We start from the raw sequence: 25,223 nt of genomic DNA, 5'->3' as shown, positions 1-25,223 counted from the left end.
CGCAGTCATTGCCACCTTGTTAGAGTAAAGTCGTATATTCCAGTGTTGGGTGAGGTGCTTTGGGGCGAATGTCATAACCATCCAGAAGCTGGTTGAGCAGGCCTCCATCGATCGCTTCGGGTGCTTCATTCCCCGGCCATTTAAAGCGGAATTTCTCCAGTCGCTTATACCAGAGCACAAAGCCATTACGCTCCCAACACAACAGCTTGATCTTGTCCCGCTTGCGATTACAGAAGACGTAGACCGTCTGATTAAATGGTGATTGTCCGGCTTGTTGTTCGACTAAAGCCGCCAGCCCGTCGATGGATTTGCGCATATCAACGTACTCAGCGTAGAGATAGACAGCCACCTCATCTTCCGGGCGGATCACGAGGCAGCCTGCAATGCTTTGATCAGGGCTGCTGCCTGTTCAGGAGCCGCTTCGATTCGTATGGAATCCATATAGAGGATCACCAGGGAAGGCGCAGAAGGTTCTGGCTGAACAACGCCCAGAGGGATCAATTTATTATCCGGTCTGGTGAGCAGTTTGTGCTTCCAGTAAAAAAACAGGTGCTGCTTGATGTCGTGCTTTTTACACCAGCCTGAGGCCGAGAGTCCGGACTGCTGCCAGTCGTTCATCCGCTCTTGCCAGAGTGCCTGGTTTTGTTTGCGCTCTTCAGGTTTCATGAGTTTCTCCGTTTTAAAACCTGAAGTATTAAGGGGCGTGGCTTTCTTTGGAATGTGGGGTTAATTTACCGCTTACCTTGATGGTGGCAAACTGGTTATAGGCTCTGAGTTTGAAGACGGTGCCTGTGAAGACACATTGGGAATTGTTTATTCAGGCTCCACGCAACCCGCCTACGTTCATAAAATCGCTGCAGACTGGCACGTGCTATATACCGGCAGGGGCTGGCCCATCAGAGTTGAAAAAAACGGTCAAACCTCCAAAACACACTATGACTGTAAAAAGCACTGTAAAGCTCACGCCAAAAATGAAGCTGAAAGGCTTGGCCATTGTTATGCTGGATATGATAGAGGTCATTGGTTTACAGGCCAGAGAGTCGATTCGGACGATATAGACAAAGATAATATCCTGTTCGAGAACCGTTCACAGCCTCCGGAATAGTTCCTCGAAAGTAGTTTGAAGAAAATAGTGCATCGAAAAGCGTATTTACCGACCAAAATTTGCCCAGTTTGCCATCGCTCATTTACGTGGCGTAAGAAATGGGCGCTCAACTGGCACAGTATCAAATACTGTTCGAAACGATGTGCCTCGGAGAGACATGTTAAAGTTGCTCAAGGGCGATAAGTTGTCTCTCCGCTAACTCCAATGTTCTCTGCCGCTCTCGGTCTTCAAGCTTGTCCCAATTACGGTACACCATGTTCATTCTCGGATTCCGAGTAAGCCACTCACGGTGCTTTTCCATAAATCGCCAATACAGCGCATTAAACGGACACGCACCTTTTTCAGACCTCACTTTAACGTTGTACTCGCAGCTCGCACAGTAATCACTCATTCGGTTTATGTACGCACCAGAAGAAACATAAGGTTTCGAGGCGATTAAACCACCATCAGCATACAGTGCCATACCCAGTGTGTTAGGGATCTCGACCCACTCTATCGCATCAATATAGATGCCTAAATACCACTCGTGAACTTGCTTTGGTTCTATTTCTGCTAAAAGTGAAAAGTTGCCCGTCACCATTAAGCGCTGAATGTGATGAGCATAAGCCGTATCCAATGATTGTGACACAGCCTGCTTAATGCAATTCATTTTGGTGTCGCCACTCCAGAAATAAGAGGGTAATGAACGTTTATGATTGAGATGGTTTTTGGTCTCGTACCCGGGCATATTCGCCCAATACATTCCCCGAACGTACTCTCGCCAACCCAAAATTTGTCGAACGAAACCTTCAACCTGTGCCAGCAATTCATGTGACGGATTCGAATCGTAAGCATCTACCGCGGCTCGTATCACCTCCAGAGGTGAAAGAATCTTGCTGTTAAGAGCAAACGATAGTCGGCTGTGGTAGAGAGACCAGGCATGCTCGCTCTGATCCGTCATGGCATCCTGGTAAGTGCCAAAGTGACAAAGGCAAGTGTGAATAAAATGTGCCAATAAGTTGAGTGCCTGTTGTCGGTTTATCGGCCATACCAGTTTCTCTGATATCTGACCAAAACCCGCTACGGAGTACTTTTCCAATCTATCTTTATACTCTCTCGTCGATGTGCAGAAAACCAACGGCTCCGGAATATCAGCAATATCGGCTTTCTTAAGCTTTTTGCGATTTTCTACATCAAAGTTCCACTTTCCACCCTCTGGCTTCTGTTCCTGTGTGAGAAGAATATTGTGACGTTTTCTCATACGACGATAAAAGTGCTCTAGTCTGACCGTTTTTTCGGACTCAAACTCCTTGGGCAAAGTTTCGAAGTCGCAGAGAAAGTGTTGAGTATCAGCCTCTGAGGTGTGACAGCCTTCCAGCTTTAGTTGGCGTAAGATACTCAATAACCGATACTCATCGGGTCTCTGATACTGGAAATGTTTACACTCTACTAAACCGCATACCTCGCGGATAAGATGGCTTAACTCCCGGAAGCGGTGCGTATCGTCGAGAGTCAGGTGTAGTACTTGATGCCCTTCTTCCTGAAGTGCCTGCGCAAATGCATCCATAGCAGCAAAAAAAGCGACTTGTTTCTGTATGTGGTGCTTTACATACGTCTGCTCAGAAATGAGCTCAGCAATCACATAGAGTGTCTGATCATTAATTTCGTCATACCAGGAGTGCCCGCTATTGAGTTGGTCACCCAATATCAATCTGACGGTTTCAAACGTTCTGCCTGACAATTTGTTCTTCATTGATTACTCCAGCCATCGGCATCTAAAGGTTCCCTCGGGGTCATACCACTGCGCTTGCTTGTCCAAATCAAATTTCCTATGACCTCTGGGATCTGCGCCAACACCCGCAAGGTATTGCCAGTTACCCCAGTTTGAGCCGACATCGTAGTCTATCAACATAGCTTCAAAATATGCGGCACCAAAGCGCCAATCCAGCCCCAGCTCGTGAACGAAACAGCTGGCAACAAGCTGGCGCCCACGATTTGAAATCATTCCTGTTTGGTTCAGCTGCTTCATGCAGGCATCAACGATTTCATAACCAGTTTCTCCCTCGCACCATGCCCGGTAGCATTCCGGGTAAAATGTTGTTAGCGGTTTAGTTTGTTTTAACCCTTTGAAGCTAAACAGTGCTGCACCATGTTTCAGCGCATACCAGTGAAAGTACTCTCGCCAGAGGAGCTCGAAGTAGATCCAGTACGTAGAATCACTGCTGGTGTTAGCTCGCTCAAACACTAACAAGCTGCGTAATACTTGCTTAGGCGTAATACAACCCCAAGCCAGCCAGGGTGAGAACGCAGTTGAAAAATCCCACTGGTCAAAATGATTGCGTGTTTCCTTATAAGTTAAAGCGCGCGGTGTTCCGAAGTAATCGTCTAAATGCTTTTTCCCGGCGCACTCTCCCCCCAACCATTGTTTATCGTACTCATCTGGAGCAAACACATCCGCAATACTCAGCAGGCTGTCGTCTAGCATCAAAAGGGCCGTTTTTCCAAAATTCGGTATTCCCACACTAGCTTCAGGTGGTTGTTTTTCTACCCGCTTTCTGAATTGTGTAAAGGATATCGGCAGATTCTGGAGGTCGAAAGGGAGGTTGTCCTGTGACCAAAGCGTATTAGGTCTTCCATGGTGAAAGGTGATGTGAGGGAGGTCGCGTTGCAATAATTCGAATGCCCGGACGCAGTTGTAGTCTACATCTGTATTGGTGAACACATCGGTAATATTTCGGTTTCTTTGTATAAGTTCGCTCAGCACACCTACCCTGCTGCCTCGATATACGGTAAGCGTGAATCCCTTATCGACCAACTGCTTCTTCAAATCCACCAGCACACTGTTTTCAAACTGTGAACGGCAAGCTCCTTTGCTGACATGGGGAGAAAAATGCCGAGTGAACCGGTCGGGGGCTGTGACGATGTAAATAAATGCGAGCTCATCACACACCTCCAGGGCGCTACTTAGTAGTGGATTGTCACTGACTCTCAAATCTCGATGAAAACAGTAAATACCTTTTCGCATGTGAGTGCCTCTGCTGATGGAGTATTCTGCTGTTACGCCTAATGAGTACTGATGATCACTTTTCTGATAACCCTTCCGAGTAATCATACAATTTGTAGTCGCTATCTGTAGCCGTTATAACCTGACCTGACAAATGACTGGTCAGGTTTTCGTTAACCACACAGTTGACTACGTCAACCATATCTTTTCTAATACTCTCAATTTTAATGTGTGGGTATAGCCTTCAATGAGCCAACAGGCGAAACAGTTATTCGACGCCTTACTGACGCTTTCGCACCATTTCAGCACGAGCTGTTGCGAAAGCAGTCATTGTGAAGAGTTCAGCCTGATTGACTATCTGGCGCTTCGCAGCATCCAGAACCAGCCCCAATGCTCTATTCAAACCATCGGTCAGTCACTGGGCTTTACCAAAAGCGGTGCCACCCGGGTAATTAAACGTCTGGAAGCCCGAAACCTGGTCTCCATCTGCGTCAACCCTGAAGATAGCCGTATTAAGTGCCTGTCCCTGACCGGGCTTGCAGAAGACTGTCTGGACTCAACTACCAGCCTCCAGGCACAGCGGATAGACAGACTGCTGAAAAAAATGGAGCCGGAAGCCGCCGCACAGCTGGTACAGGGGCTACAGGCACTGATCCGACACCTGAAGTAACCCAATAAAGACCACAGCCTGAGCAGGCTTTTTTATTCCCCAATTGGTTGACGCTGACAACCATATAACCCTGGAAACCTTTGATGCAAAACGCTTTCAAACCAAGCAGCCATGAGCGAAATGCAGTTTTCGTCACCTCTGGTGATGAAAATTGCATTTCCATAGTAAAGAGTAACCGTTCATGAAGCTGCTATGGAAAATGCGCTTCATTTTGCGTGACTACTGGAAACACTACCTTCTGGCTTTTATCAGCCTGCAAGTCGTTGCAATACTGAACCAGCTGCCTCCCTGGCTGATCGGCCGTGTGGTGGATGAAATAACCCTCGACAGCCTGACCAGTCAGGAGTTAATGCTTTACATCGCGGGTATCATGGTGATTGCCATCGCCATTTATGGCCTGCGTTATGTATGGCGCTCGCTGTTGTACGGTGCCTCCATTGATTTGGTTCGCGGCCAGCGGGACCGGCTGTTTGCCCACTTTACACGGATGTCACCCGACTTCTATCAGAAGCACACCACGGGTGACCTGATGGCTCATGCCACCAATGACCTGAATGCGGTGGAGGAAAGTGCAGGCGGGGGCATCATGACCCTGGTTGACTCAGTGATTGCAGGCTTCACCGTTCTGGCTGCGATGATTTTCGCCGTCAGTGGCAAGCTGACGCTGCTGGTTCTGATCCCGTTTCCAATACTGATCTGGGCCACCAGCCATTACGGCACAACGATGCACAAAACCTTTGGCCGGGCTCAGGCCAGTTTTTCTGACCTGAATGAGGAAGCCCGGGAAACCGTCACCGGCATTCGAGCCGTTCGCGCCCACGAACTTAATAAACGACAGGAGCAGCGTTTTTACGACCTGTCCCGTGAAACTGTTAACGCTAACCAGAGAGTGGCACGTATCGAGTCCATCTTTGGCCCCACCATTAACCTGTTTTTTGGTCTGTCCTTTGTGATTGCCCTGATGGGCGGCGCATGGCTGATTCAACGCGGTGAAATGACACTGGGCCTGCTGACCAGTTTCACGCTTTACCTTGGACAGTTGCTGAGCCCCATGATGCAGTTTGGCTGGCAGTTCAGTGTATTCCAGCGCGGTAATGCATCATGGAGCCGACTGGAATCCCTGTTTAGCCAGAAGCCCTCTGTGACCGATGCCACGACAGCCGCAGAAGCACCTGCAAACCACGACCTGGCGTTTAATATTCAGTCATTCCACTATCCAAAGGCTGACTCTCCGGTTCTGACCAACATCAGGCTGCAGGCTCCCGCAGGTTCCTTTATCGGCATTACCGGCCGAACCGGCGGTGGCAAAAGCAGCCTGTTCCGGTTGCTGCAACGTCAGTTTAATCTGGATGCAGGCTCATCCATTACGCTCGGTGGCATTGCCATTGACCAGATCAAACTGAAAAGCCTTCGCAGCCAGCTGGCATGGGTTCCCCAGGAGCCAATGCTGTTTTCCGGAACCATTGCGGAAAACATCGCCATGTCCAGGCCGGATGCTTCTCAGGAAGAGATCGAACAGGCCGCCAGACTCGCCGCCATTCACGACGAGATCTGCCACTTCTCCGATGGATACCAGACCATCCTTGGAGAAAACGGCATCAACCTTTCCGGTGGTCAGAAACAGCGTGTGGCATTTGCCCGGGCCCTGCTGACCGATGCCAGCATTCTGTTGCTGGACGACGCCTTCAGTGCGCTGGATATGAAAACAGAAGCGACCATTCTGAAAAACCTGTCTGCCTACAAAAACAGAAAGACCATTCTGTTGATCACTCAACGTCTGCCGGAGCTGATCACTGCAGATCATATTCTGGTCATTGAGGAAGGCACCATTAAAGAAGAGGGTACCCACGACGAACTGCTGGACCGCCCTGACTGGTACGCCCGTATCTTCAAACAACAGGCACGCACTCTTCTGGTAAACCGGGAGGATACGACCGATGACCAGCCCATTAACGAATCACCAACACTGGTAAGCGCCTGATGAAAGCAAAACGATTTGCAGGACTTGGACGCCTGCTGGGCTACAGCCGCCCTTACTCAAAAGGCTTTATCGGCGCCTTTCTGCTGCTGATGCTGGCAACCGCCTTTGAAATGGCTTCACCCTGGGTAATGAAAATTATCCTTGATGATTACATTGCGGTGGGGAATAACGACATCAATACGCTGGTGATGCTGGGCATTGCCCTGACCAGTACTTATGTGGGCGCATCGATATTGCAGTACATTCAGGGCGTCATGTTCCAGGACAATGCTCTGGAGGTTATACACGACATTCGTCAAAAGGCGTTCAGCCATCTGCTGAAACTGCCCATGAAATACTTTGATGGAGAACCGACCGGCCGCCTGGTATCAAGACTGACCAATGACTCTGAAGTTATACGACAGATGTTTGTTGGAGTCATTCCCGCCATTCTGCGTGGAGCCCTGAAGCTGGTGGGTATTTTCACTGCACTGGCACTACTCGATTTTAAACTGATGCTGCTGATGCTGGTTATTGTGCCGATTCTGCTGGGCAGCATGCGTCTGTACCAGAACCTGAGCCGTCCCGTCGTGACCGGTGTTCGTGCCAGACTGGCAGATATCAACACCAGCCTTAATGAATCCCTGCAAGGTATGCAGATTATTCAGGCCACCAGTCAGGAAGAACATCGTCGTGCAAAATTCGCAGAAAACAACAAAGAGTGGAGCCTGCTGCGACGCAAAGTGATCGGTATTGACAGTCTGCTGCTGATGCCTTTTGGTCACTTCCTGCAAACCATGGCGCTGGCAGGCATTGTCGCCTGGTTTGGCTGGAAGGCTGGTTTTTCCGTGATTGAAGTCGGCACTATTTATGCGTTCATCAATTATCTGGCCCGTTTCTTTGAACCTTTCCGCCAGATTTCCATGCAGCTGGGTAACCTGCAACAGTCACTGGTGGCTGCCGAACGGGTTTTTGAACTGCTGGATGAACCGGAAGAGTCCCGCAGGCAGACGGGAGATGCTTCCGTCACCAGCGGCAAGATGGAATTCAACAACGTCAGCCTGTCCTATGACGGGAAGAATCAGGCACTGGATAACGTCAGCTTTACCGTTGAACCCGGTCAGTTTACGGCGATTGTCGGCCACAGCGGCAGTGGCAAAAGCTCCATTATTAACCTGTTAATGCGCTTTTATCAGCACCAGCAGGGACAGGTTCTGATTGATGGGCAGTCACTGAATAACATGAGTGAATCCGCCCTGCGCAACCATGTTGGGCTGGTTTTTCAGGAACCGTATATCTTCAGTGGTTCCCTTGCTGAAAACATCAGCCTTAACCATGCCAATATCAGTATGAATGATGTAATCAACGCTGCCCGAAAAGTGTCTGCCGACCCATTTATTCGAAAACTGTCTGACGGTTATGACCACCAGCCCGGAGCAGGAGGTCAGGCGTTATCGACGGGTGAACGTCAGCTGTTGTCCTTTGCGAGAACGGTGGCACAGGACCCTCGCATTCTGCTGCTGGATGAGGCAACCGCCAATATTGATGGAGAAACCGAGCAGTCTATTAAAGATGCTTTGATCACTCTTCGCTCTGGTCGTACCACCATTGCGGTGGCGCATCGCCTGTCGACCATTCAGGATGCTGACCAGATTCTGGTAATGGATAAAGGTCAGATAGTTCAGCGTGGAACTCACTGTGAGCTGCTTAACCAGACCGGTCAATACCGTGACCTGTACCTGTCACAGCAGACTAAAGAACAGCTGCATAACCCTGCAGACAAACTTTCTGACGAAGCACCTTCTTCCAGTTTAGCGGTGGCATAAAGATGAACCAGATAACCCGGGACCCCGCCATTCAAGACGCCATTGAATGGGCTCTTTTAAACGGTTTTTCCCTGAAAACATCGCCTGAATCAGCGACACACTGCGCTTTCAGTCTGGCGCCCACATTGATTGAGGAGGCACGCTTTTCTCATCTCAGGCAAGCCGTACCTGTGCTGGCAAAACTGATTCATGCGGTTTCTGAAGACCATAAATACCTGCAGGAGGTCATGGCCCCCATTGCCGGTGCAGACCCTTTTTTTACCAGCCTGCTGAATCTGCACAAGCGCATTCATTTTGGTCAGCAGAAAGCGCTCAGGCAACCCATGTTGTTTATGCGTACTGACTTTATGGACGATGCGGAAGAAGGTCCCAGGGTCATTGAGTTCAATGGCATCGCTGCAGGTATGGGTCCCTTTGGCCAGCGAGCCCATGAACTGCATCGTTATATGCAGCAACAGTGGCCTGTGACCTTCCGGAAGTGGTCACCCGAAGATGACCTGCGCCTGATTGACAACCCGGCCATTGAGCTGCTGTCAGAAGGCGTTGCGGCAACCGCCAGACAGGTTCGGGAAGAATCCGGAGAATCCGGAGAAACCGGACAACCGGTGTTTTTGATGGTGGTGCAAGCAGATGAAGACAACGTTTACGACCAGCACCTTCTGGAGCAGGGCCTGCAAAACCTTGGCATAAGAACCGTTCGTCGTACATTCCGTGAGCTTCACGACCAGCTTTCAACCGGAGAAAACGCCCGGTTGCTGCTTGAGGGCATTGGCGGGGTTGATGCCGTCTATCTTCGTGCAGGCTATCAATACTCTGACTTTGTCGCCCACGACCTGGAAGAGGCTCGCTGCTGTCAGGCTTTAAGCCAGACCCGTGCTTTTATGGAGCAGCATAAGGTTGCAATCAACGCCACGGTCAGCCAGCAGCTGGCCACCAGCAAACGGGTTCAGATGTTGCTGACCTCGATGACTGCACAGGAATTAACCCGTTTTGGCCTTACCCTGCCCGAAGCCAGTGAAGCAAAAGAATTTCTGGGCGTCATGCTACCTGTTGACGAAAACAGTGCCGACTGGTTCGCGGATAAACCCTGCAATAACTGGGTACTGAAGAACCAGGGCGAAGGCGGTGGTCACTGCATTTTTGGTGACGATATTCTGCCAAAACTAAAGTCACTTTCCAGTGAAGACTATCAGGCGTGGTCACTGATGCGCCGCCTGCACCCGGCTCACAGGCAACACCCTGCTCTGCTTGTTCGTCGGGGCGAAGCCACAAAAGTGGATGACCTGATCAGCGAGATAGGGCTGTTCACACTTCATTTCAATGGCAAACCGATGACACGTCTCAATGGTGATGACAGCGGTTACGCGGGTTACCTGATTCGCAGCAAACCTTCAACCGTATCAGAAGGCGGCGTTCACAGCGGCATGGGAGCTGCTGATTCTCTGGCAGTTAAGTATAAATCACCATCCTAACCCGACAGCACCAACGATAAGGTAGGCAGCTCAGGCAAGGTAACATCATCGCTCACAGGGATAACATGAAAAAATCACTACTTGCTGCCGCTGTCCTCCTCGTTTCTGCTTCCAACGCCCAGGCACTGGTTGGCGCCAAAGTAGGTTACAACTACTGGAATACCGCCAACCACGATGGCGTGCATAACCTGTATGCCAACTTTGAACATTTCGTTCCGCTGGTGCCTAACGTTGCTGTCCGTTACACCGACGTAGACAGCAGAAGAATGAAATTCAACAGTTTTGATGCGCTGGGTTATTACCGTTTGCTGGATAATGGCAATCTGGACTGGAACCTGGGCCTCGGACTGCGCCGCTTCGATTCAGGCAAGCTGAAAGGTGACAGTTTCTCCAGCACCCTGCCAATGATCAGCACCGAAGTAACTCTGTTCGATGCCAGTCGTACCAGTTTTTACGGCAAAATGGACTGGGGCAAGAATGGCAATACAGACTTCACCGACTTTGAAGCGGGCGTTCGCTTTAAACTGTTCATGGGACTGCGCCTGCAGGCAGGCTATCGAAACTACCAGCTGAACTTTGATGGCACCAAAGGTATCAACGATTCAGAACGTTTACGTGGCATGAACCTGGGACTGCACTGGGGCTTCTGATACACGTAACCCTTAACACAGGACAGGTCGCAGCCTGTCCTTCCCTTTCAGATGACCTCTCAGAGAGCACAGGGAAACGAACCACCTGTCACTCCAGCAAACCTTTTGCGCACTCCCTTCCCTGCTGAAAAACGCCCAGTTTCTCACTATTCCCTTCCGTTGAAATTAACTCATTGATTTTAAAAGCATATATTACAACGATCCTAAGACTTTGGTCTTTATAGCCACAGTACTCCCTCATTCTGATGCTATACCTTTATATCAGGACTTCTTGAAGTTAATTTTGCAGGGACGTAGCTCATGTTAAATAAAACCATGCAGGCAGCTGACGATCATCAGTATGCCAAAATCCTTACCTATCTCGCCAATGGCGGGTCTTTGGCTGAAGCCAATAACATCAGCCAGAACTCACTTGAGATCATCTACAAAACCGGCTTTAACCAATACACTGCAGGACATTACGAAGAAGCCGCCAGAGTATTTCAATACCTCTGTCTGTATGACCAGTGGAACCCTCGCAACTATTTAAGCCTGGGTGCCTGCCAGCAAATGATGCACCTCTATGCTCAGGCCATACAGACATACACCCTGGCCTTCAGGCTGGATGCGAGAAACCCTCTGGCTCTTATCTACATGGCAGATTGCAACCTGGCGCTTAACCGGGTTGATAAAGCAAAAGAAATCTACAAAACCGCTCTGAAGCTGGCTAAAAGCAGCGGCTTCAGTCACAAGGAAATCGACAGGGCAGAAGTGCTTCTTGGCACTATTGATGTACAGAACAAGGAGGATCACTAATGGTTGATTCAGTATCAGGCGGCCGTCCGCAGACGCCCATAGAGTCCTTTCAGGAACAACAGAAAGCAGATCAGGCCGAGAAGGCCGACAAAATAGGCCTGAGCTACGCTTCCGGCAACTCAATGTCCCATCACACCGCTGACAAAGGCGATGTGTCTTTTGCCGTAGTTAATCCCCATGCGCCGAGCATCTCTGAGCCAGATACAACAACTGCAACCGGGGAAGAGCTCAGTGCGGTGAAGTCGCAAAGCCACGCAAGCCAACTCCGGGCAGGCGTGTACTCAAGCTTCGATTTGCTCCAGAAAAATCATCCTGAGCTGGTAACACCCGAGTTAGAAGTAAAAGCTGAGGAACTGAAGTTTAAAGCGGACAAGATGGGATTCGCCTCCTCCATTCCCGATGGACTCGCGAAAGATATACAACAAAGTGTGACAAAGCTTCAGAGCATTGCAGAGTCTCCAAATTTGGATGCAGACAAGCTGGAACAGGTCATGAGCGAAATTCAGACCAAGATGGATGATAATTCCGCAAAGCTGACTGAGTTCAGCATAAAGTCCCGTTCTGCTGATGCCCAAGTAAAATATGACCAAAATATTGAAAAAATAGAAGAGCATATTAAAGAGGTTGAAGAGGCAAAAGCGAAACAGGCGTCATCGTCAGGAGGATGGTTTGCCGGACTGATTATGGCAATATTCCCACCGCTCGCTCTCTATGAAGCGGGTGTTCAGATTGCGGAAGAAATTAATGGCTCTGACTCCGACGTTAGCCTGTTATCGCGAAACAACGCTTTCGGAAAGGCTCTGAGCGACGCTGAGAAAGGCATAGAAGAAGCCTTTACCGACGCAGGCAATGAGGCAAACCAGGCTTTTACTAAAGCAGGTAAAGAAATTTCAGATACCTTCGAGCCAATGGGCAAGAAAGAAGCCTGGGAAAATTTAGGTGACGAACTGAAACAAGACGCCAAAGCCATGGGTAAAGACATTGAACAAGCCTTCACCAAAGCCGGTGAAGACCTGAAGCAAGATGCCAAAGCCATGGGCAAAGACATCGATCAGGCCTTTTCCAAAGCCGGTGACGACATCGCTGCTACTGTCAAACCTATTGGCGACAAAAAAACCTGGGATGATTCAGGTGACAAAATCCTCGCAGGGCTTGGTATCGAACCTACGTCAGGAAATAAAGTGCCGGATGAGTCATCTTTCGCGGTCGAACAAGAAAAAATGAAAATGGAAAAAGAGCTGGCCGTAGCTATGCAGGGGCTTGATGTAGGTGAGTCAGCCATGACCAGTCAGGAGATGATGAAACTGCTGCAACAGATGAAAGCCGCTGAAGAAAGTAAAGAGAAGCTCGAAGAAGCTATTGCGGCTCTTGAGTCTGGCGATCTTGATTCGCTCAAGGAAATCGCTGCGGGGCTGTCAGGAGGTGACGCCATTATCGACATGATCGATAACCCTGAAACAGCCACTGCCGGGCTGACACAATCACTGCTCGACGTACCGGCAGAAACCGCCAAAATGCAGGACGATCAGAAACTGCACAGCACTATGGCCAAACGCTTTAGTTAACCTCGCGATAACACCCACTTTAAGCCGGCTCATACAGCCGGCTTTTTTTTGCGTTAAAAACCCGTAATGCCGCTGCGGTTAAACGAATAAATTAACTGTTTCTCAGGCTATAACATCATTGTTTTTTTTGAAAAAATAGCCGCCCTTCCCTGTTCATTCAAAAAACCAGACATCTATGACCAAATCATCTCTGCAGATCAAAGCCTGTGCACCTGATCTTTTTTCCTACCCGAAATACTGGGCGGAATGTTATGGCACAGCCCCCTATTTACCAATGTCCCTTGCAGAGATGGACGAGCTGGGCTGGGATTCCTGTGACATTATTATTGTGACGGGCGACGCCTATGTAGACCATCCCAGCTTCGGCATGGCAGTTATTGGTCGCTTTCTGGAGTCTCAGGGCTTTCGTGTTGGTATTATTGCCCAGCCCGACTGGACCAGCGATGAAGACTTTAAACGACTGGGAAAACCTAATCTGTTCTACGGCGTAACAGCCGGCAACATGGACTCAATGATCAACAATTACACGGCTGATCTTAAAGTCCGCAACGATGATGCTTACACCCCTGATGCAAGTGCGGGCAAACGTCCGGACAGGGCTGTGACAGTCTACAGCCAACGCTGTAAAGGGGCCTATAAAGATGTCCCGGTCATTCTTGGTGGCATTGAAGCCAGCCTTCGCCGTATTGCCCAGTACGATTACTGGACGAATCAGGTACGCCGTTCAGTACTGGTTGACTCCACCGCTGACATACTGTTGTACGGCAATGCAGAACGGGCAATGGCTGAAATTGCCTGGCGGCTGTCTAACGGTGAATCAATAAAAAACATTCAGGACATTCGGGGTACCGTTGTCGTCAAGTCAGCCCTGCCGGATGGCTGGACAGAGATCGACAGCTCCCGTGTTGACTGGCCAAGAGAACTCTCATCACTTCAGGAAGCCTATGGCATCAGTCCATACGAATACATTCCGGAAGATGAGTGCAAGTCAAAACAGTCTGAATCAGAAGAGCCACAGCCTTTACGCATTATCCCTCAGCCTTTGCAGGGCAAAGCAGACATAGACAGGGATAAAAGTTTCATAAGACTACCGTCATTTGAAAAGGTCAAACAGGACCCGACGCTTTATGCGCACGCCTCAAGGGTTCTGCATCAGGAAGCAAACCCGCACAATGCCCGGATTCTGGTGCAGAAGCATGGCAGTCGGGATGTCTGGATAAACCCACCTCCGGTACCACTGGAAACCCGCGAAATAGATGGCGTATTTGGCATGAGCTATCAACGCAGGCCGCATCCGTCTTATGGCAATGCCAAAATTCCTGCCTATGACATGATCAAAACCTCGGTAAACATTATGCGAGGTTGTTTCGGCGGCTGTTCATTCTGTTCTATCACCGAGCATGAAGGGCGCATCATCCAGAGTCGCTCAGAAGAATCGATACTCAGTGAGCTGGAAGACATTCGCGAAAAAGTGCCGGGCTTTACTGGCCAGATTTCAGATCTGGGTGGACCTTCTGCCAATATGTACCGCCTGTTCTGTAAGGAAGAAAAAGCACAGGCTAACTGTCGTCGTTTATCCTGCGTGTTTCCTGGCATTTGCAAAAATCTGGAAACCTCCCATAAACATACGACACAGCTCTACCGTAAGGCTCGTGCTATTCCCGGCATCAAAAAAATCGCTATCGCTTCCGGATTGCGTTATGACCTTGCTGTACACGACCCTGAGTATGTGCAGGAGCTGGTGACTCATCATGTGGGTGGCTACCTGAAAATTGCTCCGGAACATACCGAGAAGGGCCCTCTGAACCAGATGATGAAGCCGGGCATAGAAACCTACTATGCCTTTAAGAAGATGTTTGATCACTTCTCCAGACAAGCTGGTAAAGAGCAATACCTGATTCCTTACTTTATTGCCGCCCACCCCGGCTGTGAGCATGAAGATATGATCAATCTGGCGCTCTGGCTGAAGAAAAACAAATACCGTATCGACCAGGTGCAAACCTTCTATCCGTCGCCTATGTCACTGGCCACTGCGATGTATTATTCCGGTCGCAATCCGCTGAAGAAAGTTTCTTACAAAAGCGAAAGCCTCGATACTCATAAAGAGCTGCACCACCGTCGTATTCAAAAAGCGTTCCTGCGCTACCATGATCCGAAAAACTGGCCATTCCTGCGTCAGGCATTAAAAGAGATTGGTCGTGCGGACCTGATTGGCAATGGTGCAAATCAGCTGGTTCCTGCCGATGAACCTCGCCAGTCAAAGCAAAAAGGGGCAACAGCCAGACCTTCGCAAAAATACCAGAAGGCTCGCGGTGGACAATGGGACAGTCGTTCTTCCAAGCCTCAGAAGAACAGGCGCAAACGTCGATAACAAGATACTGACAGGTCTGTGCTCTTGCGCAGGCTTGTCTGCCTGATCAGAAAAACAAAAGCAGCACATACGAAAAAGCCCACATCATTTGATGTGGGCTTTTGAATATGGCGCGCTCGGGAGGATTCGAACCTCCGACCGCCTGGTTCGTAGCCAGGTACTCTATCCAGCTGAGCTACGAGCGCGCAATTTGTTGCGTGGCTATTTTTACACCACTCAATTGATCAATTCAACACCAATCAATCTTTATTCAGACTTTACTTAAGTCAGAATCTGGCGGTGAGGGAGGGATTCGAACCCTCGATACGCGTTAACGTATACACGCTTTCCAGGCGTGCTCCTTCAGCCACTCGGACACCTCACCGTTATCGCTGCTGCTTTCGAAGAAAGTTTGTCGCTGCGAACAGGTGGCGTACTTTATAGCAGTGTTTGCTAAAAGGCAAAGGCAAAATATCAAAAAAACTGGATTTCTCGGAAAACCCCTACTACTTCAATCGGTTAAGATGGAAGGCGCGAGACAGAACTGCCTCAAATATACGCTCTGGCAGCAGTCGCTGTAAAAACGGCAGACTTCGACTGCCATTCCCTATTTTGACTGAGCCGGATGCTTTACCGGCTTTTACCCGCCCGACAATGACACGGGCCACCTTTTCAGCCGGGGTAGGGTTGTCCTGGGAAGCGCCAGCCCGTTTCCATAAAGCATCTTCGATGGGCTTATAAAAAGAGTGGCCAGGCAGGGCTCGTGCCAGTGCTTGCCTGGCATTATCGGCAAAACGGGAACGAATGGCTCCGGGCTTTACACTCATCACGTCAATACCAAAAGGCTTGAGCTCCATGCGTAACGTGTCAGAAAAAGCATTAAAGGCCGCTTTTGAAGCACAGTAAGTTCCTGAGAAAGGTGTCACCACCTGGCCGGATACACTACCTATATTGATGATGGTGCCAGACTTTCTTGAAACCATGGCTGGTGTAACTGCCTGAATCAGTTTAAGTGGTGCAAAAACATTGGTTTCAAACTGCATCCTTACTTCCGACTCAGGCATCTCAATGACCGCCCCCATGGCACCATAACCGGCATTATTTACCAGCACATCAATTCCACCAGCCACTTCCATACTGGCGACCAGTTCCCTGACCTGATCATCACAGGTGACATCCAGAGTCTCAATCCGAATATCTGATGATTCAAGGTCTGATAAGGTGTCTCTCTTTCTTGCTGTCGCCCAGACCTGCCAGCCCTGACTGGCGAACTCTTTCGCCAGGGCTCTGCCAATACCTGACGAACAACCGGTAATTAAAACATTCTTCATTTGGTCTTACTTTCAGGCAGCTGAGATAAGTCGGATGTATCCAGTGTTTGTCTGGAAAACTCTTTTTTCACCCTGACACCGAGCGAAACAAATTCATTCGTTTGTGAAATCAGGTTGCCACGCCCCTGTTTGAGGGTGTTCATGGCTTCATCATAAGTATTTCTTGCCGTTGTCAGCTGAGTGTCGAGTTTTTCCATCTTCTCAACAAATACCCGCAACTTGTCGTAAACCAGACCGGCACGATCGGCCAGCTTTCTGGCATTGGCATTTTGTCGTTCAATGGTCCACAGGTTGGCAACGGTTCTGAGGGTGGCAAGCAGTGTGGTGGGCGTCACAACCACAATATTCTGTTCAAAAGCATCGTTAAACAGCTTCTGGTCATGCTGGAAAGCGGCAATAAAGGCAGGCTCTACGGGCATAAACATAAAAACAAAGTCTGGTGTTTTTACGCCTGCAAGGTTTGGATAGTCTTTATCGCCCAGGCCTTTAATATGATTACGAATACTGAGGATATGCCGCGACAGGGCCGACTGCCTTTCATCATCATCCTCTGCATTCACGTAAGCCATGTAGTCCACCAGCGACACTTTAGAGTCGATAATCAGATGTTTTCCCTCTGGCAGATAAACAACAAAATCTGGTCGTTTATTCTGACCTTCATCGTCCTTGAAGTTAGCTTCCCGCTCGTACTCTTCCCCTTTAATCAAGCCACTGCTTTCAAGGATTTTTTCAACCTGAAGTTCCCCCCAGTTGCCCTGTAGCTTCTTATCACCTTTAAGGGCTCTGGCAAGGTTACCGGCTTCATCTGTAATTCGCTGATTCAGGCTGTGCAGGGTTTCGAGTTGCTGCTTTAAGGCTGCCCTGCCTTCCATATCAGCCTGTTGAGCCTGCTCCACTTTATTTCGAAAGTCGCCCAGCTGTTCTTTAAAAGGTTTGAGTAATGTATCCAGACGTTCCTGATGCTGCTGGGAAAACAGTTTGCCTTTGGCTTCCAGAATTTCACTGGCAATATGATGAAACGCCTGCTTCTGGGTTTCGCGGTTATCTTCCAGTTCTTTTATCGTTTTATCATGATGCTGTTGCTGCACTTCCAGACGTGTTCTTAATTCCCTTACAGCCTGTTCAGCCTCACTGCGATTCTCGCGTTCCACCTCAATGCGTTCCAGTAAACGAACCCGGTCGTCTTCACCCTGCCGGATACGCTGGTCACGCTCAGCCACCCGATCCTGCTCACTGCTTAACAGGGTTTCCAGCTCGGCCTGCATCCGTACGTTTTTTTGCCGTGCCACCAGCCAGCTCAATAAAGAGGACAATACTGCAACAATAGCCGCCACGATCACTGTGGTTGAGGACATAAACAGAATCTCAGTCAGGGTTGATCTTCAGTCATGTTACTATTTCAATCGTTTGTTTTCATAGACATCAGTCGGGCTTAAGCCTTTTTGAGAATTGCTACAGTCGGGAATAGCCGAAGGAATGAGTCATTGAATTCTTTTGTTCGGGAGCGAATCGTCTCTCCCATAAAAGCTTTACTGAACCAGGGGTTGAATCCGGACTCTCTGGCGTTGTGCCTTGCAATCGGCTTTGTGCTGGGCTTCTTTCCTGTGTTTGGCGTCACCACCCTGCTCTGCGCACTGACTGCCGCGGCTCTGCGACTGAATCAGGTCGCCATACAGGTTGCCAACTACTGCGGTTATCCATTGCAGTTTATTCTGTTTATTCCGTTTATACGGCTCGGGGAGTATCTGTTCGGACTGGAACGTATTTCCGTAAATCCTGCCGATATTTTTATGCTGACAAAAAGCAATTTTAGTCTGTTTCTTGAACTTTATGGTCTGGCCATCGCAGCCGCCTGTGCAGCCTGGGTGCTTGTGGCAGTACCAGTGGTGATACTGTTATGGAAGGGGTTTGCCATTCTGCTGAAAGCAAAGATGAAAACAGTTTAAGCGTCCGTGCTTAATGCAGTTTTAATACTGTTCCTGTATTTCAAAAAAGTCCTGCGACAATTTCCATACACCAGCGTCGTTTTTCACCCATTCCTCCAGTGTGATGACGCCTTTGCCCACATTCATAGACCAGCTCGCTCCCAGATGAACCTTTTCATCGCTGACCTGTTTCAACCAGATGTCCGTATAATGCAAATCAGACGCTCCGGACAGAATAAATGGACGCCAGAAGTTGTCTATATTGTCTTTGCCGACATATTCTCCCATTGGATCAGCCTGCATGACCGCATCAGGCAAATAAGCGGAAACGCAATAGTCGGCATCTCCCTGGTTAAAGTGCTTGACCCATTGTTTGCTGGCAGTCAGAACTTCAGCTAGCACATGGTGACTCATGAGCCGCCTCCTGATGATCGCTATGGGTCCATAAAGTTTAGGCTAATTCAGTGTCACTGATTTTTTGATTCCAACTCAGAACCAGGCCAAGCATTGCCACACACAAAGGCACTGTTACCAACAGCAGGCCAACCCAGCCAATGGCATGCAACAGCAGGCCAGATGTCAGAGCCGCCACGGACTGGCAACCAAAAATCAAAAAATCATTCAGCCCCTGGGCTTTTGCCGTTTCTGACTCTGAGTGCATGTCGGGCAACAGGGATGTACCTGCCACAAACAGGAAGTTCCAGCCAACACCCAGCAATACCAGAGCCCACCAGTAATGCATAAACGACTGATCCATGACACCAAGGACGACACAAAACAGATAAGCAGCCAGCCCAAGTACAATCATGCGCTTATGACCCAGCCGCTGCACCAGCCAGCCTGCAAACAAGGACGGAATAAACATTGCCATAATGTGGCTCTGAATTACCCACTTGGTTTGCGTCAGAGAAAATTCATTTATCTGATTCATGCTTATGGGGGTAGCCGTCATAATCAGTCCCATCACACAATAAGCGACAGCGCCACTGAAAGCTGCCACCAGAAAGCCTCTCCGTTCCAGCAGTTCCTTTATGCTGCCGGACCCTGAGCCCGATTTCCCACCCGGGTTGCGGGTATTCTGGTAGCCGATGGAGAGTATGAAAAACGCCAGCAAAAACAATCCGCCCAACAGAACGAATGCGCCTTCAAAAACGCCCGAAAACCAGTGCTGTCCAAAGATCACCAGTTCAGGCCCAAGCCAGGCGGAAACAAGCCCTGCCACCAGAATCCTCGAAGCCGCTAACGGTCTCTGCTGCGCCTGTACACTTTCCATTGCTGCAAAACGGAACTGTTGCGAAACCGCCCCAACAGCCCCCAGCCCACCACTGGCCAGCACAAAAAGCCAGAACGATGCCTGAACCAGAGACCACATTGCCAGCATTGAGAAGCAGACACCGCAAAGCATGGCTGTTAAAAACAGCCTCTTTCGCCCCCAGCGGGCAGCAAGGTGAGCAGCAGGGTAAACAGACATCGCCATGCCAATCACCAGTACGGCAACAGGCAGCGTTGTCCATTCCTGTGACGGTGCAAAACCATGAGTTGCGAGAGCTGCCGAAAAAATCATCAATGGTGTGGCACACATGGCAAATGCCTGGGCAAAGAACAGTGTTCTTACATTGGCTGGCATAACAAATCCATTGTCGTATTGTTATCGTTGTTGAAAAAAATTGCTGTTGAAAAAAATTGCTGTTGAAAAAAATTGTTATTGAAATGAAGAAAGACTGTCAGGCCTGTCTAAGCCTGACAGTCAGGAGAGCTACATGCCCCCCAACAGAACGTATTTGATCTCCAGATAGTCATCAATGCCATAACGAGAGCCTTCACGTCCCATTCCGGACTCTTTTACACCGCCAAAGGGTGCCAGCTCGGTTGACAGAATACCGTCATTAACCGCCACCATACCGTACTCCAGAGCTTCAGCTACCCGGAATACACGACGTAAATCGTTGGCATAAAAATAGGAAGCCAGACCGTATTCGGTATCATTCGCCATACGAATAACGTCGTCTTCATCGTTAAAGCGGAATACCGGTGCCAGAGGCCCAAAGGTTTCTTCCTTATAACACTGCATTTCGGGCGTTGCGTCAGCAATCACTGTCGGGGTATAGAACAGATCACCAGCAGCGTGTTTTCTGCCGCCGCACACCAGTCGTCCATTTTTGCTGACCGCGTCCTGAACGTGTTCATCGGTTTTTTCAACCGCTGCACGGTCAATTAATGGTCCCTGATCAAAATCTTCGACCAGACAGTTACCTACAGACAGCTCTCTTACCTTTGCAGCAAATTTTTCTATGAACTCATCATAAACGCCTGCCTGAACAAACAACCGGTTGGCGCACACACAGGTTTGTCCGGAGTTTCGATACTTGCTGACAATGGCACCTTCTACAGCCTTATCAATATCCGCATCATCAAACACAATAAAAGGCGCATTACCTCCCAGTTCCATGGAGACTTTCTTAACCGTGTCAGCACACTGTTTGATCAGTAATTTGCCAATCGGCGTGGAACCGGTAAAGGAGAGTTTGCGAACCGATGGATGAGACGTCATTACACTACCAATGGCAGAGGCTTTACCGGTAATCACATTGACGACACCCTCCGGAATACCAGCCCGCTCGGCAAGTTCTGCCAGAGCCAGAGCAGAAAGTGGCGTGACTTCTGCTGGTTTTATAACAATCGTACAACCAGCAGCCAGGGCAGGTGCGGCCTTCCGGGCAATCATGGCCGAAGGAAAATTCCACGGTGTAATAGCAGCAACCACCCCAACAGGCTCCTTGGTCACCAGGATGCGCTTGTCACTGCCATGGGCAGGTACAATATCGCCATAAGCCCGCTTGCCTTCTTCCGCAAACCACTCAAGATAAGACGCTCCATACACCACTTCGCCTTTTGCCTGTGGCAGGGGTTTGCCCTGTTCAGCGGTCATCAGCGTTGCCAGATCGTCCTGATGTTCCAGCATTAAATCGTGCCAGCGCCTTAGCAGTACAGCCCGTTCTTTAGCCGTCTTACGTCGCCAGGAAACCATTGCCTGCTCTGCGGCTTCGACCGCTTTAACGGTCTCGGCTTCTCCCAGTCTGGGTACGTGGGCAATAACTTCTCCAGTCGCAGGGTTAATCACCGGAATAGGCTCAACACCACTCGCCTCAACAGACACCCATTGCCCGTTGATGTACGCCTGTTCCCGCAATAATCCAGTATCTCTCAGTTGTAGTGCCATAATGACTCCCTCTTATTTATCTTTTTATTGAAATCTGGAACTTAATTAACAACTTAACCAACAAGCAAAGATCAGAACTACCGGGTACAGAGACCAGGGAGACTGCCTGTATAAAGAAGCAGCTGCTGCATCAATAAAATTATTATGGAAACAACTATTTATGAAAATAGTCACAGCAACTGAAGCGGATCGTACCATTATTTTCAGTATGTTGGCTAAGTCCTTTGCTGAAGATCCTTATGTTTCCTGGCTCTATCCAGACAAAGACCTGCGCATGAGCATCTGGCCCCGGGTCATGGAAGCCATTGGGGGCAAAGCGATCGGCTGCAGAACCACTTATATGACCGCCGATGGCAGCGGCGCAATACTCTGGCTACCACCCGGTGTCGAACCCGACCTTGAGAAAAAGATCCAAATCTTTCAGGCCAGCATCCCCCCCTCCCGGCTTGAAGCAGTCAGGGAAATGGATCGGCAGTATTTCAACCTGAAACCCCCATCATCCCCCTGGGTACTGTCCATCATTGCTGTCGACCCTGATCATCAGCAACAGGGCATCGGTTCAGCCCTTATGGAGTACTCATTGAAGCAGATCGGAGATCAGGCGAAAGAGTTGTTTGTGCTGTCCTGCAACCCCAGAAATATCAGCTTTTACCAGCGTTCCGGTTTTGAGCTGCTGGGCAGGATTCAGGCCGATGATGCTCCCCCCATGCACCCGTTGCTGCGGATTAATCATTAATCCGACAGCGCTGTCAGAATACTGCATTGAGGGTTATCATCACCGGCGCAACTCTCGATTAGCCGGTTCAGGCTGGACTTCATGGCTTCAAGCTGTTGAATTCTGGACTCGACATCCGCCAGTTTTTCTCCGGCGATTTTTTTAACATCGGCGCTGCGACGCTGGCTGTTCCGGTTTAATTCCAGCAACTCCCGACACTCATCCAGACAGAAACCCAGTGCTCTTGCCTGCTGTACAAACTTCAGCTCCTGGACCTGTTGGTCAGAATAATCCCGGTAGCCATTTTCCTGCCGCCGGGCAGCAGGAATAAGGCCAATGCTTTCGTAGTATCGGATCGTTTTACTGGTCAGGCCGGTTATTGAAGCCACTTTAGAAATGTTCATGGTGCTGATTTACTTGAATTTTCTCAACCTATTGGCATTCGTCACAACTGTAACCGATGAACAGGCCATCGCTGCACCCGCCACCACAGGGTTGAGCAACATACCCGTCAATGGATAGAGAACACCTGCCGCAACAGGAATACCCAGGGTGTTGTAGATAAATGCTCCAAACAGATTTTGTCGTATGTTCTTCAGGGTCGCTCTGGACAGTAATACAGCATCAACCAGTCCGTGCAGCGAAGACCGCATCAAGGTGATATCCGCTGACTCAATAGCCACATCGGTGCCACAACCCATGGCAAAACCAACGTCAGCCTGTGCCAGCGCGGGCGCATCGTTAATGCCATCACCGGTCATCCCCACCTTTTCTCCAGCTTCCTGTAGCTGCTTCACATGAGAAGCTTTATCCGCTGGCAACACTTCAGCATGAACGTCATCAATGCCAACCTGCCTTGCCACAGCTTCAGCGGTTTTTCGATGATCCCCGGTCAGCATAACCACTTTTATACCGGCAGCTTTTAACCGTTCAATCGCGACTTTAGAGTCGGAACGTATCGGGTCGGCAATGGCCAGAATGCCCACTACCTGTTTCTCCAGCGAAACCAGTACAGGGGTTTTTCCTTCGTCAGCCAGGCGGTCAACCTCTGCCTGCCAGCTGTCGTGCGATAGTTTATTGAACGTCATCCACTGTGCATTACCCAGAAGAACATTCTGACCATTAACCTGTCCTGAAATACCAAAGCCGGATTTCATTGCAAAGTTATCAGGGGCAGAAAGCGTCAGGGAACGAGCCTTTGCGGCTGAAACAATGGCTTCTGCCAGTGGATGCTCGGAGGCAGATTCAAGGCTGCCAGCCAGTACCAGAAGCTGTTCTTCACTGAAACCATCCGTTACCAGAATGTCGGTGACTGCCGGAGCGCCTTCCGTTACCGTACCCGTCTTATCGACAACCACTGTCGTTAACTGACTGGCTTTCTGCAGGGCTTCACCATTGCGAACCAGCATGCCAAGCTCAGCGGCTCGTCCAACCCCGGCCATCACTGACATTGGGGTCGCCAGACCCAGCGCACAGGGGCAGGCAATAATCAATACGGTGGTCAGTACCACAAAGGCGTGAGCAACGGCGGGCTGTGGCCCAAGAAAGTACCAGACCAGCGCTGAGAGAATAGCAATGACAATAACCACTGGCACAAAGACCGCAGAAATCTGGTCCGTCAGCCGGGTAATGGGCATTTTGGCATTCTGTGCCTGTTTCACCAGTTGAATGATATGCGCCAGTGCCGTGTCTTTGCCGACTTTTTCTGCCACAAACAGGATCGAACCATTCTTGTTCAGCGTGCCTGCAGCCACTTCATCATCAACACCTTTGCTGACTGGCAGGGGCTCACCTGTCAGCATGGATTCATCCACCAGCGTTGTACCACTGGTTACCCGACCATCGACGGGGATTCGCTCACCTGGGCGAACACGAACGATATCGCCAGCCCTGACCGCCGTCACCGGCACATCAATCTCTTCTCCCTCTCTGACAATACGAGCCGTTTTTGCCTGAAGCCCCAACAACCGCTTAATCGCTGAGCTGGTTTTACCCTTTGCCCGAAGCTCCATTGCCTGACCGATATTAATCAAACCGATAATCATGGCAGAGGCTTCAAAATACACATGTCGAGCCGCCACTGGGAACCACTGAGGCCAGAGTACCACCACCATGGAGTAGACCCATGCTGTCCCGGTACCCAGTGCAATCAGCGTATCCATGGTGGCAGAACCGTGACGAACCGACTCCACCAGCCCATTAAAGAAATGGCGTCCGGAGAACACCAGAATCCCCAGGGTGACCATACCGACACTGCCCCACAACCACTGATCCTGAGGGGTATGAACACTCATTGGGATAAAAAACATCGACAGCATCAGCGGGATACTGACCGCCAGCGCAAAGATGCCATGCTTCAGAAGATAACGGTACTGTTCCTGGTCACGCTGTTCCTGCTGACGACGATTGTCTTCTTCGCTGTCAATTAGCGACCCTGGCTTACCAATGGCTTCAAGTGCCTTTAGCAGTGTGACCACATCTGGCAAACCATCCACTTCTACAGTTTTCTCCGCCAGATTGACCCGGGCATCCTTCACATCGTCAACGGATTTAAGGGCCTTTTCGATTTTTGCAACACAGCCTGCACAACTCATATCGGGTACAGACAGGCTGATTGTCTCCTGATTCATACAACCTGCTTCCATTAATGGTTTCA

The 25,223-nt window shown here is 49.7% G+C and carries 22 protein-coding genes and 2 tRNA genes; 11 read left to right on the top strand and 13 right to left on the bottom strand.

Going from position 1 to position 25,223, the window contains the following annotated elements; all coding sequences use genetic code 11:
- Nucleotides 1-19: 19 nt before the first annotated feature.
- Together tnpB and tnpA are read right to left on the bottom strand one after the other, a co-directional pair.
- Entirely contained in the window at nucleotides 20-370 is a 351-nt protein-coding gene (tnpB, locus tag V5J35_RS14805) for an IS66 family insertion sequence element accessory protein TnpB (RefSeq protein WP_354007879.1), read from the bottom strand.
- The gene (tnpA, locus tag V5J35_RS14800) at nucleotides 367-666 is read right to left on the bottom strand and encodes an IS66 family insertion sequence element accessory protein TnpA (RefSeq protein ID WP_354007878.1); all 300 of its coding nucleotides are present in this window, start codon (nucleotides 664-666) and stop codon (nucleotides 367-369) included. Before tnpA ends, tnpB begins: the two co-directional genes overlap by 4 nt.
- Nucleotides 667-1,132: 466 nt before the next feature.
- Here tnpA and V5J35_RS14795 point away from each other — a divergent pair, with 466 nt between their 5' ends.
- Entirely contained in the window at nucleotides 1,133-1,288 is a 156-nt protein-coding gene (locus tag V5J35_RS14795) for a DUF2256 domain-containing protein (protein WP_354011303.1), read from the top strand.
- Here V5J35_RS14795 and V5J35_RS14790 read toward each other — a convergent pair.
- Entirely contained in the window at nucleotides 1,266-2,837 is a 1,572-nt protein-coding gene (locus V5J35_RS14790; protein WP_354007877.1) for a cryptochrome/photolyase family protein, read from the bottom strand. The genes V5J35_RS14795 and V5J35_RS14790 overlap by 23 nt on opposite strands.
- A gap of 3 nt (nucleotides 2,838-2,840) precedes the next feature.
- Entirely contained in the window at nucleotides 2,841-4,109 is a 1,269-nt protein-coding gene (locus V5J35_RS14785) for a DASH family cryptochrome (RefSeq protein WP_354007876.1), read from the bottom strand.
- Nucleotides 4,110-4,335: 226 nt separating this feature from the next.
- Between V5J35_RS14785 and V5J35_RS14780 the strand changes: the two genes are divergently transcribed.
- The 8 genes from V5J35_RS14780 (at nucleotide 4,336) to V5J35_RS14745 (ending at nucleotide 15,397) form a co-directional block, all read left to right on the top strand.
- The gene (locus V5J35_RS14780) at nucleotides 4,336-4,758 is read left to right on the top strand and encodes a MarR family winged helix-turn-helix transcriptional regulator (protein ID WP_354007875.1); all 423 of its coding nucleotides are present in this window, start codon (nucleotides 4,336-4,338) and stop codon (nucleotides 4,756-4,758) included.
- 181 nt (nucleotides 4,759-4,939) lie between these two features.
- Nucleotides 4,940-6,739, top strand: a complete 1,800-nt coding sequence (locus V5J35_RS14775; RefSeq protein WP_354007874.1) for an ABC transporter ATP-binding protein — start codon at nucleotides 4,940-4,942, stop codon at nucleotides 6,737-6,739.
- Nucleotides 6,739-8,544 carry an ABC transporter ATP-binding protein gene (locus tag V5J35_RS14770; protein ID WP_354007873.1) on the top strand — a complete coding sequence of 602 codons (1,806 nt, stop codon included), beginning with the start codon at nucleotides 6,739-6,741 and terminating at the stop codon, nucleotides 8,542-8,544. The genes V5J35_RS14775 and V5J35_RS14770 overlap by 1 nt, the downstream gene beginning before the upstream one ends.
- A gap of 2 nt (nucleotides 8,545-8,546) precedes the next feature.
- On the top strand, nucleotides 8,547-10,016 hold the full coding sequence (locus tag V5J35_RS14765) for a glutathione synthase (RefSeq protein WP_354007872.1): 1,470 nt from the start codon (nucleotides 8,547-8,549) through the stop codon (nucleotides 10,014-10,016).
- A gap of 65 nt (nucleotides 10,017-10,081) precedes the next feature.
- Nucleotides 10,082-10,666: a porin family protein gene (locus tag V5J35_RS14760; RefSeq protein WP_354007871.1), complete on the top strand. Its 585-nt coding sequence runs from the start codon at nucleotides 10,082-10,084 to the stop codon at nucleotides 10,664-10,666.
- Between the two features lie 300 nt (nucleotides 10,667-10,966).
- Nucleotides 10,967-11,461: a SycD/LcrH family type III secretion system chaperone gene (locus V5J35_RS14755; RefSeq protein ID WP_354007870.1), complete on the top strand. Its 495-nt coding sequence runs from the start codon at nucleotides 10,967-10,969 to the stop codon at nucleotides 11,459-11,461.
- A complete protein-coding gene (locus tag V5J35_RS14750) occupies nucleotides 11,461-13,026 on the top strand; it encodes a hypothetical protein (protein WP_354007869.1) in 1,566 nt (521 codons plus the stop codon). Before V5J35_RS14755 ends, V5J35_RS14750 begins: the two co-directional genes overlap by 1 nt.
- A 175-nt stretch (nucleotides 13,027-13,201) precedes the next feature.
- Nucleotides 13,202-15,397, top strand: coding sequence for a YgiQ family radical SAM protein (locus tag V5J35_RS14745; RefSeq protein ID WP_354007868.1), 2,196 nt, complete (start codon nucleotides 13,202-13,204; stop codon nucleotides 15,395-15,397).
- 108 nt (nucleotides 15,398-15,505) lie between these two features.
- On the opposite strand, the gene V5J35_RS14740 is transcribed toward V5J35_RS14745, so the two are convergent.
- The 4 genes from V5J35_RS14740 to V5J35_RS14725 form a co-directional block, all read right to left on the bottom strand.
- Nucleotides 15,506-15,582 (bottom strand) — tRNA-Arg (locus V5J35_RS14740).
- A gap of 89 nt (nucleotides 15,583-15,671) precedes the next feature.
- Nucleotides 15,672-15,761: transfer RNA gene (locus V5J35_RS14735), tRNA-Ser, on the bottom strand.
- A gap of 121 nt (nucleotides 15,762-15,882) precedes the next feature.
- Nucleotides 15,883-16,707, bottom strand: coding sequence for an SDR family oxidoreductase (locus V5J35_RS14730; protein WP_354007867.1), 825 nt, complete (start codon nucleotides 16,705-16,707; stop codon nucleotides 15,883-15,885).
- Nucleotides 16,704-18,062 (bottom strand): DNA recombination protein RmuC, encoded by a 1,359-nt coding sequence (locus V5J35_RS14725; protein ID WP_354007866.1) that lies wholly within the window; start codon nucleotides 18,060-18,062, stop codon nucleotides 16,704-16,706. Before V5J35_RS14725 ends, V5J35_RS14730 begins: the two co-directional genes overlap by 4 nt.
- A 129-nt stretch (nucleotides 18,063-18,191) precedes the next feature.
- Here V5J35_RS14725 and V5J35_RS14720 point away from each other — a divergent pair, with 129 nt between their 5' ends.
- Complete coding sequence (locus tag V5J35_RS14720) at nucleotides 18,192-18,653, top strand: DUF2062 domain-containing protein (protein ID WP_354007865.1); 462 nt, start codon at nucleotides 18,192-18,194, stop codon at nucleotides 18,651-18,653.
- 21 nt (nucleotides 18,654-18,674) lie between these two features.
- On the opposite strand, the gene V5J35_RS14715 is transcribed toward V5J35_RS14720, so the two are convergent.
- From V5J35_RS14715 to V5J35_RS14705, 3 genes are all read right to left on the bottom strand, one after another.
- On the bottom strand, nucleotides 18,675-19,046 hold the full coding sequence (locus V5J35_RS14715; protein WP_354007864.1) for a nuclear transport factor 2 family protein: 372 nt from the start codon (nucleotides 19,044-19,046) through the stop codon (nucleotides 18,675-18,677).
- A 37-nt stretch (nucleotides 19,047-19,083) separates the two neighbouring features.
- On the bottom strand, nucleotides 19,084-20,259 hold the full coding sequence (locus V5J35_RS14710) for an MFS transporter (RefSeq protein ID WP_354007863.1): 1,176 nt from the start codon (nucleotides 20,257-20,259) through the stop codon (nucleotides 19,084-19,086).
- A 129-nt stretch (nucleotides 20,260-20,388) separates the two neighbouring features.
- Nucleotides 20,389-21,852 carry an NAD-dependent succinate-semialdehyde dehydrogenase gene (locus V5J35_RS14705; RefSeq protein ID WP_354007862.1) on the bottom strand — a complete coding sequence of 488 codons (1,464 nt, stop codon included), beginning with the start codon at nucleotides 21,850-21,852 and terminating at the stop codon, nucleotides 20,389-20,391.
- 160 nt (nucleotides 21,853-22,012) lie between these two features.
- Here V5J35_RS14705 and V5J35_RS14700 point away from each other — a divergent pair, with 160 nt between their 5' ends.
- Nucleotides 22,013-22,588, top strand: a complete 576-nt coding sequence (locus V5J35_RS14700) for a GNAT family N-acetyltransferase (RefSeq protein ID WP_354007861.1) — start codon at nucleotides 22,013-22,015, stop codon at nucleotides 22,586-22,588.
- On the opposite strand, the gene cueR is transcribed toward V5J35_RS14700, so the two are convergent.
- Entirely contained in the window at nucleotides 22,585-22,971 is a 387-nt protein-coding gene (gene cueR, locus V5J35_RS14695) for a Cu(I)-responsive transcriptional regulator (protein ID WP_354007860.1), read from the bottom strand. The genes V5J35_RS14700 and cueR overlap by 4 nt on opposite strands.
- Before the next feature lie 9 nt (nucleotides 22,972-22,980).
- A complete protein-coding gene (locus V5J35_RS14690) occupies nucleotides 22,981-25,197 on the bottom strand; it encodes a heavy metal translocating P-type ATPase (protein WP_354007859.1) in 2,217 nt (738 codons plus the stop codon).
- Nucleotides 25,198-25,223: the final 26 nt, after the last annotated feature.

The sequence above is a fragment of the Endozoicomonas sp. NE40 genome (genome assembly GCF_040549045.1).
Lineage (GTDB): Bacteria > Pseudomonadota > Gammaproteobacteria > Pseudomonadales > Endozoicomonadaceae > Endozoicomonas_A > Endozoicomonas_A lisbonensis.
This window is presented reverse-complemented; position numbering and strand designations above follow the sequence as displayed.

Excerpts from the sequence above, each read along its gene's own strand:
- cueR (WP_354007860.1), bottom strand. The coding sequence starts at position 22,971 with ATGAACATTTCTAAAGTGGCTTCAATAACCGGCCTGACCAGTAAAACG.
- V5J35_RS14730 (WP_354007867.1), bottom strand. The coding sequence starts at position 16,707 with ATGAAGAATGTTTTAATTACCGGTTGTTCGTCAGGTATTGGCAGAGCC.
- V5J35_RS14770 (WP_354007873.1), top strand. The coding sequence starts at position 6,739 with ATGAAAGCAAAACGATTTGCAGGACTTGGACGCCTGCTGGGCTACAGC.
- V5J35_RS14690 (WP_354007859.1), bottom strand. The coding sequence starts at position 25,197 with ATGAATCAGGAGACAATCAGCCTGTCTGTACCCGATATGAGTTGTGCA.
- V5J35_RS14725 (WP_354007866.1), bottom strand. The coding sequence starts at position 18,062 with ATGTCCTCAACCACAGTGATCGTGGCGGCTATTGTTGCAGTATTGTCC.
- V5J35_RS14700 (WP_354007861.1), top strand. The coding sequence starts at position 22,013 with ATGAAAATAGTCACAGCAACTGAAGCGGATCGTACCATTATTTTCAGT.
- V5J35_RS14750 (WP_354007869.1), top strand. The coding sequence starts at position 11,461 with ATGGTTGATTCAGTATCAGGCGGCCGTCCGCAGACGCCCATAGAGTCC.
- V5J35_RS14775 (WP_354007874.1), top strand. The coding sequence starts at position 4,940 with ATGAAGCTGCTATGGAAAATGCGCTTCATTTTGCGTGACTACTGGAAA.
- V5J35_RS14705 (WP_354007862.1), bottom strand. The coding sequence starts at position 21,852 with ATGGCACTACAACTGAGAGATACTGGATTATTGCGGGAACAGGCGTAC.
- V5J35_RS14755 (WP_354007870.1), top strand. The coding sequence starts at position 10,967 with ATGTTAAATAAAACCATGCAGGCAGCTGACGATCATCAGTATGCCAAA.
- V5J35_RS14715 (WP_354007864.1), bottom strand. The coding sequence starts at position 19,046 with ATGAGTCACCATGTGCTAGCTGAAGTTCTGACTGCCAGCAAACAATGG.
- V5J35_RS14745 (WP_354007868.1), top strand. The coding sequence starts at position 13,202 with ATGACCAAATCATCTCTGCAGATCAAAGCCTGTGCACCTGATCTTTTT.
- V5J35_RS14760 (WP_354007871.1), top strand. The coding sequence starts at position 10,082 with ATGAAAAAATCACTACTTGCTGCCGCTGTCCTCCTCGTTTCTGCTTCC.
- V5J35_RS14790 (WP_354007877.1), bottom strand. The coding sequence starts at position 2,837 with ATGAAGAACAAATTGTCAGGCAGAACGTTTGAAACCGTCAGATTGATA.
- V5J35_RS14765 (WP_354007872.1), top strand. The coding sequence starts at position 8,547 with ATGAACCAGATAACCCGGGACCCCGCCATTCAAGACGCCATTGAATGG.
- tnpA (WP_354007878.1), bottom strand. The coding sequence starts at position 666 with ATGAAACCTGAAGAGCGCAAACAAAACCAGGCACTCTGGCAAGAGCGG.
- V5J35_RS14785 (WP_354007876.1), bottom strand. The coding sequence starts at position 4,109 with ATGCGAAAAGGTATTTACTGTTTTCATCGAGATTTGAGAGTCAGTGAC.
- V5J35_RS14710 (WP_354007863.1), bottom strand. The coding sequence starts at position 20,259 with ATGCCAGCCAATGTAAGAACACTGTTCTTTGCCCAGGCATTTGCCATG.
- V5J35_RS14780 (WP_354007875.1), top strand. The coding sequence starts at position 4,336 with ATGAGCCAACAGGCGAAACAGTTATTCGACGCCTTACTGACGCTTTCG.